We start from the raw sequence: 12,766 nt of genomic DNA, 5'->3' as shown, positions 1-12,766 counted from the left end.
CTAACACGGCTAACTGCGCGGCGTCGGCCGGTCTCCCTGAGATCCGGCCGGCGCCGCGTCGTCGTGCTTGGCGGTTCTCTCGCCCAAGGATGTCTTGCGTACCGGATCGGTCCGCCGCTGCACCGCGGAGGCCCACACCCAGGTTGTCCGCCTGGCGCCGGCGTCCTCCCAGGTCACCTGCACCGCCCGCGACGTCCAGCCGAACGCCTCGCCCTGCACCAGTTCAGCCGCCCCGGGGAAACGGATCCACGCCCACACCGGCACGCCCGGAACTACCCGGGTCACCTTGTGGTGCTCAAGATCCAGTTCTTCGGCCGTCAGCGATACCGGCTCGGCACGCTTGACGTAGCGGGCTGCCATCGCCGCCGCAGCATCCCGGTCCATACATCAATAGTAGAACAGATATTCGAAAAAATAGAGAAGGATGGCGGAACACTGGTTCCACCATCCTTCTCTATTTTGCATTTCCAGCCCGGAGAGAGCCGGGTCAGGTTCTACCGGCTTTCGTCCTCACCCAGGAGGATCCAGAGCCACTCTGCATCGTCGACGGTCCTGTCGGAGTCCTGGCGATGCTTCTTCTTCTCTGCATCCCTGGTGGGCTTATCAGCAGCAGGCGAAGTCTCGGGCGCGGGCCGTTCCTCCGGCTCGGCGGCTTCGGTGGTCGGGGCCGGTTCGACGGGCGCCGCCGAATTGCTGCGTACGCCTGATCTGGTGGGTTCGGCGTCTTCTGGCACGGCTCGTGCACTCTGCTTGGCCGGAGGGCTCGTGGCCGGACTTGTCGGTACCGCTGCGTCGGCGGTAGGCGAGGCCGTCGGCTTGGCCGCGTCGGCGGTAGGTGAGGCCGTCGGCTTGGCTGCGTCCGTGGCTGTCGCAGTGGTCTTTTCGGCAGCCTCCGTGGCAGCCGCAGTATCCTTTCCAGCTGCCTGCGTAGCGGCCGAAGTGGCGCCGGCAACCTTCTCTTTAGCGGCGCCCGTTGCCTTTTCGACGGCACCGGTCAGCGGGGCGGCAGCCTCTCCGGTGGGGTCGGTGGCGAACTTGGTGGTCAGTGGAGCGGGCAGCTCGGTAGCGTCCCCTCCCGGAGTCGGCTGGGTGGCAGCACTCGGAGTGACCTTCGTGTCCTGCTGGGCGGCCGCCGTGCTGTCTGTTGTCGGTCGGCTGAACGTCGGCTCAGCTTCATTGGACGGCGCGAAAATAGGCCAGGTCTTACCGGATGTCTGCAGTTGGGGACGGCCCGCGTGAGCTTCCTGGGATCCGGACTGATCCAAGGGCAGGGCAGCCGCAGCAGCCACCGTGGCAACTACGGCCAGGCCGGTGAGCGCCCCGACGCTGCGGAAGGACACAGCGGATGGGGCTTGGTCCTTGGCACGGCGACGGCCGCGGACGAGACTGGTGACGCCATGCGACGAGACCGTGGGGCCGGCGCGCCGGCGTCCACGGGCAGAATAGTTCTTCACGGGATTCCTCTCTACACGCCTGCGAAGTTAGCTGTCGGATTCGAGACGGAGCATCTCGGCGCGGTCGGATCGCAGCAGAACGCCGCGGACAAAGCCGCACTTCACCCCAAGGCGCCGCTGGCGCCACTTCTGGTTCCTCCACCTCTGCCAGTGAAATTGAACGGACAGGTACGCTGGCAGAGCTCGGCGTGCGGACCCGGCCCTAACCCTTCCCTAGGGCTATGGCGCGATTAAACGTATCGGCCACACTGAACCGTTACAAACCCGTGACATGTGTTTGTTGTCACCTACCACCAGATGAATCTTTTCACCAAACTCTGCCCGGACGAATTGCGGGATTTTAGGCTGAGGAGCTATCCCAGCGCATGCCACCTCCCCAAGGCATGGGATGAACGGACTTGGCCAAGGCAGAGCCTCTGGTCAGGTCCATCACTTCAGGTCGTCGTGAAGTCGCGCCGGATTTCCTCGGTTCTGCGCGCAGTGCTGTAATCAGGAGAGCATCTCAATAGCGGGGGAGAATAAGTGAATCAGGGCAACGTCAACAGGCCTCGCCACGCCGTTCGTACACTGTTGGCCGCTGCAGCGGTTTCGCTGCTGACAGGCTGTGCCGCTTCGGCCTCTACCCCAGCTCCGTCGACAGGCACAGGGAACAGCACCGGCGAAGCAAGCGGGAACACTCCGACTTCGAGCCCTCAACCAACAGGTCCCTCCGCGACCCTGACAGCAGTGACGCCGACACCCGACGTGACCTCGGTACCGGCTGCTCCCAGCCTCACCGCGGAGGAGGCCGAAGCCGACCGGCTGGCGACAGAGCAATTTCTCGCCAATGCCTGGGACAGCATGGACGCCAAGCGCCTGAGCGACCTGTCGATCGGGGACTGTCTATACTTCGACTACGACTACATGGCCAAAACCACGGCCATCTTCACGGTGGACTGCTCCACGCCGCACGAGGGCGAAGTGATGGCGACCTACCGGAACCCTGATTCTGAATATCCTGGACAGTACAACCTCGGCGGAAGCGCCGGTCCCGTCTTCGGCGAAGTAGCAGATGCAATGCGGGAGGCCGGCCAGCTGCCTACCACGACAAGTAAACACCTGAACCCGACGGAAGCTGACTGGGAAGCCGGAGAGCGGACCAGCGTCGACTTGCTCCGCCACAATGCCAGTTCCGGCCTGTTGGAACGCGGTTACCTCGACACCGACCACGTGACGGTGACGGAAGTGCCGGACAAGGGAACTGCACGTACCGGACAGTAGAATCCGGTCGGGCTCTCAAGGAAGGTCACCGACCGCAGGCACTGGCTGCGCCGGTGCGGCCAGCCATAAGATGGTTGTCCTACTCGGCGACCGCGCCTAGACTTTGGCGGCGAGGACGCCAATCGGCATGAAGGATGGTTCAGCCATGCACGCCGCCGATATCCGCCAGCTCTTCCCCGGGCTCAAGGACACGATCTACCTCAACACTGCCTCCATGAACGTCGGCTGCGCCCCTGCGAGGGCCGCATATGAGCAGGCGGTCGAACGCTGGTCCACCGGCCGGTTCGATTGGCGGGAAGCTGAGCAGGCAGGGGAGGATGCCCGCGCCACGTTCGCGGAGATCGTCGGCGCTACCGTCGAGGAGATTGCCCTCGTGCCGGCCGTGAGTACGGCCGCGGGGATCGTGGCCGCTAATCTGCCTCCCGCGAAGCGCGGCGAGAACGTCGTTGTCGCCGAGAACGAATTCACTTCGAACTACTTTCCCTGGCTCCTGCTGCGGGAGCGCGGATACGAGATCCGCACCCTGGCGCCGGACGCCGGGGTCGTGGCGGCCGAAGCTTACGCTCACGCTGCCGACGGCGGTACCCGCCTGATTGCGGTGAGTGCGGTGAATTCGGCCAACGGCTACCGGGCGGACTTGGCCGCGCTCAGCGGGATAGCCGCCCGCTCCGGCGCCTGGTTCTTCGTCGACGCCTGCCAGGCCGCCGGTGCGGTACTGCTCGACGTCGTGCGTGATGGCGTTGACTTCCTCGCCTCGGCCAGCCATAAGTTCCTGCTCGGTTCGAGGGGCATGGGTTATCTTTATGTCCGCTCCGGACTGCTTGAGCAACTCCGGCCTGTCGTGCCGGGCTGGAAGGCTACCCGGATGCCGCTCGAGAGCTTCTACGGTCCAGCCATGGATCTGTCGCAGACGGCGTCGAAGCTCGACGTTTCCCTGGCGTGGTTTCCTGCCCTGGCCGACCAGGCGGCGCTTCGCCTTTTCGGCCGGTTCGGTATCAACGCCCTGATTGAGCGCAACGCCCAGCTCGCCCGGCACCTGCAGGACGCGCTGGCCACACATTGCCCTGCCTTCCACCCCTTCCCTGAGCAGCACCGCTCTACCATCGTCGCTGTCCCGCTGACCGACGCCGAAGCGGTCATGGCACGCTGCCGCCAAGCCAACGTGGTGGCGTCTGTCCGTGCAGGCAGAATCCGTCTGGCGCTGCATTTCTACAACCTTGAGGAAGAACTCGACCTCGTGGCCGAATTGATCGGCCGCGCCTGAGCGGCGACGTGCCGACGACTACGCACTTCTGCCACCGAAACTCGCCCAGCGACCTTGCAAATACCTTGGAAAACGGCGCCAATCCGGCCGCAAGCAACGTTTATCCCTAGCGCCCGAACTAACCCCTCGCCTAGGCTAGCCGTACTTGGCAGCCACCACCGCCCTCCGTTGCCGGCGGCTGTCAAGGCACGAAGGCAACGGAGCGGGTTCTCAATGGTGAGGACCTTGGGGGAAGCAGTTTTCTTTATGAGGGACTGCACGTGTGGCAGCCCGTTGGGGAGCGGGCTGCCGCAGCGTCCGCATGGGCGCTCACGGCAATAAGGGACCAGGGGAGACGGTCCGACACTCGCACCTGCAACGGCACCCGACGTGTGCCGGTCTTTTTGGGGGAACAAGATGACAGACAAGCCAGCGCAGTCAGCGGCGTCCAATCCGAAACCGCCCAAGGAAGCGCGCCCGAAGAGGCGCGACGTCCTGAAGCGGCTGCGCGGAGGACTTGCTGCTGTGGCCGCGGGCTCGCTCATGTCGGCCGGCCTGGCCCTGCCTGTTCTAGCGGACGACGGCGGAGCAGAGTCAACGGGAACAGCCACCGAGATCGTGGGGCTGGCTGCGGCGGCCCCTGCCGAAGCCACGCTTGCCGGAACGGAAGACCCCTCGGCAGGAACAGGCGAACCCGCCGAAGCTGAAGTCATGGAGGCGCCTGAACCTGCTGGACCGGCAGCCGAACAGCCCGTTGAACCGGCGCCCGCCCCGGGCCAAGAACCGGCCCCGGCCGCCGAAGATGCCGCGCCGGCCAACCAGCCCGCCGCACCCCTGGCCGCGATCGCCGGCAGCGACGATGACGCCGGGCACGAAGACGAAGAAACCGAGACCGAGGACGAAGCCGAGCACGAAGAGGGTGACCACGAAGACGAGGCCAGCCCGATCGTCGCCACTAAGAAGGCCAACTCGGTGGAGGCCCTCGGCGACGAGTCCGAAGGCCGCTGGTACATCAGCTACACCATCCAGGTAACCAACCAGCCCAACGGCGACGGCGACTACAAGGATGACGAGGAATACACGCTCTCGGACGAGCTCTCCTTCGGCCACGGCATCGAGGTCGAGAGGGCTACCTGGAGCAAGGGCGACAAGGAAAACCAATTCCAGGGCAACACGGCCGAACTCGCCAGCAAGGACGACGACGTCGAACTGGGCGAAGGCAAGAGCCACTTCTACCATGTGTACGCCACGGTCAAGGTTGCAGACGACACCCCCGAATACGAGCTGACCTGCAAGGACGGCTATTCCGGCGGCCTGCTGAACAAGATCTACGTGGACGGCAACTACGCCGATTCCGCCTGTGCCGACATCCCGCACGCGCCCAAGTACCGCGCCAGCTTCGAAGTCGATAAGAAGTGGGTCATCGACGGCGAAGAATTTGACCACGGCAGCCAGCCGGATGGCTTCGACGCCTGGCTCAAGTTCGGTCCGGACAGCGAGGAAGTCGCAGACGCAGCTTGGGATACGCAGTACACGGACTTCTACAAGGGCGACTACGTCTACCTCAAAGAGGAAGCCAAGGTCCCTGAAGGCTGCTTGGTGGACTACCGTGAGGGCCTCGGCGAGCGGGAACTCATGGACAAGGACAGCGCCTTCACCGTCGTAAACCATGTTGAGTGCGAACAGAACCTGACCCTGGCCAAGGACATCGACCCCGAGGACTACTGGGACTACGCGGAGAAGTGGACGCTGACCGCCACAGCGGAGGGCGAGGATGAGCCCACGCTTGAGGGCACCTCGTGGGTGAGCGGCAACGTGGATCCGGACGTGACCTACACGCTCGCCGAGGAAGCAGACTTCGACGGCCAGGACGAGTTCTCCGCCGGCGACTGGGTCTGCGAACTGGTCTACGGCGAAGGCAACATCTATCAGGACGGTGACAAGATCACGCCGTCGTACGGCCAGGACATCCGCTGCGTCATCGAGAACTCGCTCGACCCCGAGGGGCTGCACGTCGACAAGACCGCCGGAGAGGCGATCGACGTCGGCGCCGGCATCTGGGAAATCGAATACGAAGTCAGCGTGACCAACAATTCCAAGATCGCCTGGCGCGACTATGACCTGACCGACACACTGAAGTTCGGCGACGGCATCAGGGTCACCAATGCCGAATGGATTCGGGATAACGACGGCGAGGAAGGGGTTTGGGAGGATCCCGAAGAGGACGCTACAACCACCTTGGCGGACGGCCGCGGCATTGAACCCGACTCCACTCATCTCTACATCGTCTGGGCGCGCGTCGTCGTTGACTCCGACGCCTCGGAAGACCAGCTGGACTGCCGGCTGGAAGAAGACGAAGGAACCGGCCTGCTGAACGAGGTCCTGCTCAACGGCAAGTACTCCGCCGAGGCCTGCGCCGAGGTCGAGGCCCCGGACGAGGAGACCCCGGCCAAGCCGACTCCGGAACCGGAAGAACCGCCGGTCAGCCCCGAGGAGCCGCCGGTTACACCGGAAGAGCCTGCGGAAGAAGCGCCGGCACCGGGTGCAGCGGCTCCTAACCCTGAACCGTCACCGGTCGTCTACCCCCAGTCAGGAGGCCTGGCCATGACGGGCACGGAATCCATCGGACTGATTTCGGCGGCACTGCTGCTGATGACAGCAGGAACCGCAGCTACCGTGTTCTCACGCCGTCGTAAGAAGAGCTGAGTCGCCACGCCCAAGATCATAGGGCCCATATAACTTGAGGCCGTTGCCAGCAGCTAATGCTGGCAACGGCCTCAAGCGTTCTGGACGGACCAGCCACTTAATGGCGCGGCATTTGTCTCGCTTCTTCACCTGATTCGAGGTTGTCAATTGAACGGAGGAGCCGCCGAGCATTCTCGGGGGTGCGGAGGAGATAAGCGGTTTCCTTGAGCGACTCGTAGTCATCCAGAGCCAAGATGACAACGGGATCCTTGTCCCGCCGGCGAATGACGACCTCCTCGCGGTTGTCCACAACGGAGTCAAGAATGGCCTCGTGGTCCGCCTTCAGTTCGGCGTACGTCATGCTCTTCATGAATGGTCCTTTCGCCCTGCAGCCAATTGTGCCGCAAGCTCTAGGATGAGCCTATGACGGTACCGGATGCAGTGATTGTCCAGCAGTCGGAATGGTGGAACATCCTTGAGGCTTTGGGCCCGCTGGCCACGCTGCTGGCAGCCGCCGTCGCGGGTTTCATTGCGTGGCAGGCCGTGACGGAGCGGGCGCTGGCAGACCGCCGCTCCGAGTGGTGGTCGCGCGCGCAATGGGCGTTGGACGCTTCCTTGTCAGCTGACATGGAGCGCAAGGCGACCGGGCTTGGTGTCCTGGCACTGCTGGCCAAAAGCCACTTGGCCACGGATGAAGAGATCGAAATCCTGGCCACGGCTGCCATCAGGCCGCTGCACGAAGCAGCGCTGCCCAAAGCGCTGCCGGAGCGGGATGGCGAAGATCATTGCGTCAAGACCAACGCCGCCCGGCTGTGCGTGACCACTGATAAGCGTCTGGGCAGGGCCACGCCGGAATGGGTTTCAGATCTGGCGGCTTCCGGCCTTCCGCATCCGGGTGTGGGATCGGGACAATAGGAGCCAGGCCACGACCGTTCCAACGGCGGTACCGGCTAGTGGCCGCCTCCCAGTTTGCCTGCCATACGTTCGCGCATCAGGACGCTGGCGGAGTTCAAGCCGATGATCTGAACGTCCTTGCCGTGCCTGCGGTACTTCTCCGTGATCGCGTCCAGGGCGGCGATAGTCGATGCATCCCAAAGGTGGGAGGCATGCATGTCGATGACCACCTTCTCCGGATCGTGCGCGTATTCGAACTGGGTATAGAGGTCGTTCGAGGAGGCGAAGAACAGTTCGCCGTCCACCACGTAGGTGGCGACCTTCTCGCCGTTGAGTTCCAAGACCGTGCGGTCCACGGAAACGAAGTGTGCCACGCGGCGGGCGAAGAGCACCATGGCCGTGAGTACGCCGACGCCCACGCCGATGGCGAGGTTGTGCGTCCAGACGGTGACGATCACGGTGACGAGCATGACGGCGGTTTCACTTTTGGGCATCATGCGCAGCGTGGAGGGCTGGATGCTGTGCCAGTCGAAGGTCGCGATGGAAACGAAAATCATCACGGCCACCAGGGCGGCCATCGGAATGATAGCCACGATATCGCCGAGGGAGACTACAAGGACGAGCAGGAACATGCCGGCCAGGAAGGTTGAGATCCGGGTGCGGGCGCCGGAGGCTTTGACGTTGATCATGGTCTGGCCGATCATGGCGCAGCCGCCCATGCCGCCGAAGAATCCGGTGATGATGTTCGCCGCGCCCTGGCCCCAGGATTCGCGGGTTTTGCTGGAGCGGGTGTCGGTGATGTCGTCGACGAGCTTGGCCGTCATCAGTGACTCGAGCAGACCGACGAAGGCCATGGCCAGTGCATAGGGGAAGAGGATCTGGAACGCCTCAAACGTTAACGGGACGTTCGGGAAGAACAAGGTGGGCAAGCTGTCGGGCAGATCACCCTTGTCGCCGACCGTGGGGATAGCCACAGAGGCTAGGACCGTAATGAGGGTCAGGACGACGATGGCGACCAGCGGTGCCGGGACCACATTGGTCAGTTTCGGCAGCCCGAACACAATCACCAGGCCCAAGGCAGTCAGCAGATAGACCAGCCACGGCACACCAAGCAACTCCGGAACCTGGGACATGAAGATCAGGATGGCCAGTGCGTTGACGAAGCCCACCATGACCTGGCGGGGGATGAACCGCATCAGCTTGGCCACGCCCAGCAGAGCAAGCAGGACCTGGAAGATGCCGGCCAGAATGACGGCCGCGATGAAGTGGTCAACGCCATGGCTGTCCACCAGCGGTGCGATAACCAGGGCCACAGCACCGGTGGCCGCCGAAATCATCGCCGGACGCCCGCCGAGGAAAGCGATGGAAACGGCCATGGTGAACGCGGCAAACAGTCCCAGCCGGGGATCTACCCCGGCGATAATGGAAAACGCGATGGCCTCGGGGATCAGGGCCAGGGCGACGACAAGGCCGGCGAGGACCTCGGTTTTGAGCAAGCGGGGTGATTTGAGAGTGCGCAGTACCGACTGCCGCTCTTCCGGGGTCAGTTCCGGCTTGGCTTCGGTTGAAGTCGTTGCCATTAAGGCTCCGTTCATACGTTCAGAAGGCAAACCGGCCTTCAGTTACAAAAGAAAGCGGGGGCTGCGCAGGGGTGAGTAGAAGAAGAAAATGGGGCGGCCGGTAACAGGCAAGGACCGGCAGTCAGCTACAACCCTAACCTAACGTGAGGGTAGGGTTGCAAGTCGGAGGCAGGAAGAGAGAATGACCTATGAGTGAAACAGGCGGCGGAACCAGCGGGGCGCGGACAATGCATATCGGCGAACTGGCTGAAGCGACAGGGCTTTCGCTGCGCACGATCCGTCATTACGACGACGTGGGGCTCCTTCCGGTGACGACCCGGACGGAGGGTGGATTCCGCGTCTACGCCCAGTCCGACTTGGAACGGCTGCTGGTAATCCGTTCCATGAAGCCGCTTGGCTTCACCCTTGAAGAAATGGCGGAACTGCTGGAAGTGGTCGACACCCTCGCGGACGGCTTGGACCATCCGCGGGAACGGGAACTGCTCGAAGAATATATTCGCAGGGCGCATGAAAAACGCGACAAGCTCGCACTCAACCTGGAGCGCGCCGACGACTTCATTAGGAACCTTCGTTCTAACCAGAGCAAACCCGCCCCGTAGGGCGGGTTATGCATTGGCGGCCTAGCTGACGGCGGCTTAGGCCGCGGCAGTCGCGAGCTGCTTCGTTTTCTTGGGCGCGGGAACTGCGGTCAGGTGAAGGCGCCTGACCTCGTTGGCCGGAACCAGCTTCAGATATACGGGGTGCGCGGAGATGATCTTGCGGACCTCGTGGCAGAACGGGCGCACGGCCAGCCTCCTCTTGTGCGCATCGGCGAGGGCGTCGCGGATCAGGCGCTCGGCAAGGCCCTTGACCTCGCAGCTGTCGCTCACGGTGGTCCAGAGAAGCCACATCTCGCCGTTCTGGATCTGGTAGTGCAGTGACGCGGCCACCGCTCCGTCCACATAGGCGTCGTATTGGGAAGCACCGAAGTTATTGGCGATTACCTGCATGCCATCTCTCCTCTGTTCAAGAATTGATCCTGCTACAAGATGAAGCCAAGCATGCTTATTATCCCTCGTGCAACACGAAGAGCTGGATTCGGGTCTTTCGAGGTCAAAATGCCATTTGGGGCAGCACCAGGACAGCGATCGTGATAAAGACGAGACCTTCAGTAAATGTGAGAGTAGCCGGGGCTATTCGCTGAAAACAGGCAGCTGGTCGGGAACACTGGTGTCTTCGAGGAATGGCTCCCCGGTTGCGCTGTCGAACACTACAAAACGCTCCTCGGCATAGTCAGCCGTGAACCAGATGGACACGATATGTCCGTCGCCGCTCGGCTCAACGTACTGTGTTCCGTTGAGCCCCAGCTGGTCCATGTACTTCTCGAGGAGGTTAAATCCCATTGCGTGTTGGTTTTCCTTGTCGGCACCCTTTACTGAGAGGCCGTGCCCGAGAAGCAGTGGGATGGCGGCGAAAAAGATGCTCCACGCCGCGACGGTCGTGATTCTCTCCTTGAGCTTGCGGACCGACGCATAGAGGATGACGAAGAGGCCAAGCCCGCCGACCGTGAGGGCGGCCGTGAGAAAGAACGGATTCGGCTCGGCATCTACGGGCATGTACATGATGCGCTCAGTCTGCCCTATCCTCCTCCACGCCGCACCATTCCGCGATGAACAGGGCGATGGCCTTGGTGATCCGGCGGACTGACTCGATGTCCACACGTTCGTCGAACCCGTGGATCGCCTCGGAGACGGGACCGTAGACCAGGGTAGGAGTGTCGCCGTACAGCGTGAAGACCCTGCCGTCCAGATAACCCGGCGTGGTGAAGCTCTGCAACTCCTCGCCGAACGCCTCCCGGTGTGCGCCGGCCAGCACGGCTTCGGCATCGGAGCCTTCCTCCAGCACATAGCCCTCGGAGTAGAAGCCGGTCTTGGTGGCGGTCAGCGGCAGACCGGTGGAGTCGAGACAATCCTGCAGTTCCTGCCAGGCCTGGTCCGCCGTCGTACCTGGATAAATGGCCACGCGGACGTCGATCTCGCACCAGGCCGGGACGCTGGAGGGCCAGTCGCCGCCGACGATCTTGCCGAAGTTGAAGTTGATTGGGTGCTCGAGGTCCTCGAAGTGGCGGTGCGAGCTGCGCTGTTCGTTCCACTTCTCCTCCAGCTTCCGGAGGCTGGCCATTACTGTGTAGGCCGAGTCGATCGCGTTGAAGCCGGTGGACATTTCGCGCGGATGGGTAGGCGCGCCGGCCACCCGTACCTTGAACCACAGCACACCGACATTGGCCCGGACCAACATGTTCTCTTCGGGTTCGGGGATGATCACGGCGTCAGCAGTGTGGCCGCGGAGCAGGGCGGCCAGCGAACCGTTGCCGGTGCACTCTTCCTCCACAACCGACTGGACGATGATCTCGGCGGTGGGTGCCAGCCCGGCGGCGCGGACGGCGTCGAGCGCGAAGAGGTTGGCAACAAGCCCGGCCTTCATGTCGCCGCTGCCGCGCCCATACAGCCAGCCGTCGACAATCTCGGCGTGCCAGGGGGAGCGGGACCAGGTGTCCTCGGGCCCGGTGGGCACCACGTCCACGTGGCCGTTCAGGATCAGCGAACGCCCCGCCGTCGTCCGCGGTTTATAAGTGCCGACCACGTTAACGCTGTTCTCGTAGGAGACGGTGGACGGGCCGTAGCCGACGTGATTGCGCAGTTCCTCCGAGTCGATTGCCCAGCGGTCCATCTCCAGGCCGCGGGACTCCATCGCCCGGTAGAGCAGGTCCTGCGCGTCGGACTCGTCGGCGCGCAGCGACGGTTCGGAGATCAGCTCGGCGGTGAACGCGAGCTGCTCATCGAACGCGGTGTCGACGGCGGCCAGGATGCGCTGTCTAATGTCCGGATCCGGCATGGTTGCTCCTTCGGTCGAGGCTGGCGCGGGCGCGTTACTGGCCAAGGTACAGGATCCTTTCGAGCGGCTCACCGGCAGCAATCCGGCTGAGGATATTCGGTTCGGCGGCGTCGGATTCAACCGCCTGAAGTACGACGGCGGCGGCCACCTCGGGTGCCAGCACCACCACTCCGTTGTCGTCACCGAGGACAACGTCGCCCGGCCGGACGGTGACACCGCCGACGCTCACGGGGACGCCGAACTCGGCACGGCCCGACGCGTGGCGTTTGGTGGTGAGGCAGGTGGTGCCGCGGGCAAACACGGGCAGCGCCCCGCCATCGTTCGTTTCATTCAGTTCCACCACGTCGGTCACCGGGCCGTCCACCAGGATGCCGGCCGCGCCGCCCGCCCGGGCCGCCGCGCTGGTCACCGCGCCGACGGGAGCGTGCTGCCGGTCGCCGTCCATGTCCAGCACCAGCACCTCGCCCGGCTGCAGGCGCAGGAGCGCGTGGTTGACCGCCACCGCATCGGCGTCGGGAATCCGGGCCGTGGAAGCAACGCCCACCATCCGGGCACCGGGCACTATCGCGCGGATCTCAGAGGAGCAGAATCCCTTTTCGAGGAAGTGGCCCAGGGTGGGGAAGCTGACGCTGCATAGCTGTTCCAGCAGCTCGGGCAGCTGCTGGACCGGACGCTCAGCGTGAGGCTCAGTCTCGACCTCAACCTGAAGCTCAACCTCTGCGGCGGGATTGCCTAAGGTGACGGCGGCAAGGGTCCCGGTGGCGGACATTTCCATT

At 63.7% G+C, this 12,766-nt stretch carries 13 protein-coding genes and 1 riboswitch; of the genes, 5 read left to right on the top strand and 8 right to left on the bottom strand.

All coding sequences use genetic code 11. The features are described 5' to 3' along the window. Positions 1-9 precede the first annotated feature (9 nt). Positions 10-384, bottom strand: coding sequence for a hypothetical protein (locus B0G38_RS07780; protein WP_264668909.1), 375 nt, complete (start codon positions 382-384; stop codon positions 10-12). Between the two features lie 110 nt (positions 385-494). Continuing rightward, positions 495-1,454 (bottom strand): hypothetical protein, encoded by a 960-nt coding sequence (locus tag B0G38_RS07775; RefSeq protein WP_264668908.1) that lies wholly within the window; start codon positions 1,452-1,454, stop codon positions 495-497. Between the two features lie 2 nt (positions 1,455-1,456). Next, positions 1,457-1,627, bottom strand: a riboswitch (cyclic di-AMP (ydaO/yuaA leader). Between the two features lie 553 nt (positions 1,628-2,180). Here B0G38_RS07775 and B0G38_RS07770 point away from each other — a divergent pair. The 3 genes from B0G38_RS07770 (at position 2,181) to B0G38_RS07760 (ending at position 6,663) form a co-directional block, all read left to right on the top strand. Continuing rightward, positions 2,181-2,714, top strand: coding sequence for a hypothetical protein (locus B0G38_RS07770; RefSeq protein WP_264668907.1), 534 nt, complete (start codon positions 2,181-2,183; stop codon positions 2,712-2,714). Positions 2,715-2,841: 127 nt separating this feature from the next. Then, positions 2,842-3,978: an aminotransferase class V-fold PLP-dependent enzyme gene (locus tag B0G38_RS07765; RefSeq protein WP_264668906.1), complete on the top strand. Its 1,137-nt coding sequence runs from the start codon at positions 2,842-2,844 to the stop codon at positions 3,976-3,978. Between the two features lie 396 nt (positions 3,979-4,374). Further along, positions 4,375-6,663, top strand: coding sequence for a hypothetical protein (locus B0G38_RS07760; protein ID WP_264668905.1), 2,289 nt, complete (start codon positions 4,375-4,377; stop codon positions 6,661-6,663). Between the two features lie 97 nt (positions 6,664-6,760). Here the strand turns inward: B0G38_RS07760 and B0G38_RS07755 are convergent, their stop codons facing one another. Further along, the gene (locus B0G38_RS07755) at positions 6,761-7,012 is read right to left on the bottom strand and encodes a type II toxin-antitoxin system Phd/YefM family antitoxin (RefSeq protein ID WP_264668904.1); all 252 of its coding nucleotides are present in this window, start codon (positions 7,010-7,012) and stop codon (positions 6,761-6,763) included. A 53-nt stretch (positions 7,013-7,065) separates the two neighbouring features. On the opposite strand from B0G38_RS07755, the gene B0G38_RS07750 reads away from it, so the two are divergent. Next, on the top strand, positions 7,066-7,557 hold the full coding sequence (locus B0G38_RS07750; protein WP_264668903.1) for a hypothetical protein: 492 nt from the start codon (positions 7,066-7,068) through the stop codon (positions 7,555-7,557). A gap of 35 nt (positions 7,558-7,592) precedes the next feature. On the opposite strand, the gene B0G38_RS07745 is transcribed toward B0G38_RS07750, so the two are convergent. Continuing rightward, positions 7,593-9,116, bottom strand: coding sequence for a SulP family inorganic anion transporter (locus tag B0G38_RS07745; protein ID WP_264668902.1), 1,524 nt, complete (start codon positions 9,114-9,116; stop codon positions 7,593-7,595). Positions 9,117-9,304: 188 nt separating this feature from the next. On the opposite strand from B0G38_RS07745, the gene B0G38_RS07740 reads away from it, so the two are divergent. After that, on the top strand, positions 9,305-9,715 hold the full coding sequence (locus B0G38_RS07740; RefSeq protein ID WP_264668901.1) for a MerR family transcriptional regulator: 411 nt from the start codon (positions 9,305-9,307) through the stop codon (positions 9,713-9,715). A gap of 36 nt (positions 9,716-9,751) precedes the next feature. On the opposite strand, the gene B0G38_RS07735 is transcribed toward B0G38_RS07740, so the two are convergent. The 4 genes from B0G38_RS07735 to B0G38_RS07720 all read right to left on the bottom strand — a co-directional run bounded on the left by B0G38_RS07735 (position 9,752) and on the right by B0G38_RS07720 (position 12,765). Next, positions 9,752-10,105, bottom strand: coding sequence for a GNAT family N-acetyltransferase (locus tag B0G38_RS07735; RefSeq protein ID WP_264668900.1), 354 nt, complete (start codon positions 10,103-10,105; stop codon positions 9,752-9,754). Between the two features lie 183 nt (positions 10,106-10,288). Then, a complete protein-coding gene (locus B0G38_RS07730; RefSeq protein WP_264668899.1) occupies positions 10,289-10,717 on the bottom strand; it encodes a hypothetical protein in 429 nt (142 codons plus the stop codon). A 7-nt stretch (positions 10,718-10,724) separates the two neighbouring features. Further along, positions 10,725-11,990: an ArgE/DapE family deacylase gene (locus tag B0G38_RS07725; protein WP_264668898.1), complete on the bottom strand. Its 1,266-nt coding sequence runs from the start codon at positions 11,988-11,990 to the stop codon at positions 10,725-10,727. A 34-nt stretch (positions 11,991-12,024) separates the two neighbouring features. Next, entirely contained in the window at positions 12,025-12,765 is a 741-nt protein-coding gene (locus B0G38_RS07720; RefSeq protein ID WP_264668897.1) for an RraA family protein, read from the bottom strand. Position 12,766: the final 1 nt, after the last annotated feature.

The sequence above is a fragment of the Crystallibacter permensis genome (assembly GCF_025960875.1).
Taxonomy (GTDB): Bacteria; Actinomycetota; Actinomycetes; order Actinomycetales; family Micrococcaceae; genus Crystallibacter; species Crystallibacter permensis.
Note: the sequence above shows the minus strand (reverse complement) of the source record. Positions and strands in the feature narration are given on the sequence as shown.

Excerpts from the sequence above, each read along its gene's own strand:
- B0G38_RS07725 (WP_264668898.1), bottom strand. The coding sequence starts at position 11,990 with ATGCCGGATCCGGACATTAGACAGCGCATCCTGGCCGCCGTCGACACC.
- B0G38_RS07735 (WP_264668900.1), bottom strand. The coding sequence starts at position 10,105 with ATGCAGGTAATCGCCAATAACTTCGGTGCTTCCCAATACGACGCCTAT.
- B0G38_RS07740 (WP_264668901.1), top strand. The coding sequence starts at position 9,305 with ATGAGTGAAACAGGCGGCGGAACCAGCGGGGCGCGGACAATGCATATC.
- B0G38_RS07730 (WP_264668899.1), bottom strand. The coding sequence starts at position 10,717 with ATGTACATGCCCGTAGATGCCGAGCCGAATCCGTTCTTTCTCACGGCC.
- B0G38_RS07720 (WP_264668897.1), bottom strand. The coding sequence starts at position 12,765 with ATGGAAATGTCCGCCACCGGGACCCTTGCCGCCGTCACCTTAGGCAAT.
- B0G38_RS07780 (WP_264668909.1), bottom strand. The coding sequence starts at position 384 with ATGGACCGGGATGCTGCGGCGGCGATGGCAGCCCGCTACGTCAAGCGT.
- B0G38_RS07750 (WP_264668903.1), top strand. The coding sequence starts at position 7,066 with ATGACGGTACCGGATGCAGTGATTGTCCAGCAGTCGGAATGGTGGAAC.
- B0G38_RS07745 (WP_264668902.1), bottom strand. The coding sequence starts at position 9,116 with ATGGCAACGACTTCAACCGAAGCCAAGCCGGAACTGACCCCGGAAGAG.
- B0G38_RS07760 (WP_264668905.1), top strand. The coding sequence starts at position 4,375 with ATGACAGACAAGCCAGCGCAGTCAGCGGCGTCCAATCCGAAACCGCCC.
- B0G38_RS07765 (WP_264668906.1), top strand. The coding sequence starts at position 2,842 with ATGAAGGATGGTTCAGCCATGCACGCCGCCGATATCCGCCAGCTCTTC.
- B0G38_RS07755 (WP_264668904.1), bottom strand. The coding sequence starts at position 7,012 with ATGAAGAGCATGACGTACGCCGAACTGAAGGCGGACCACGAGGCCATT.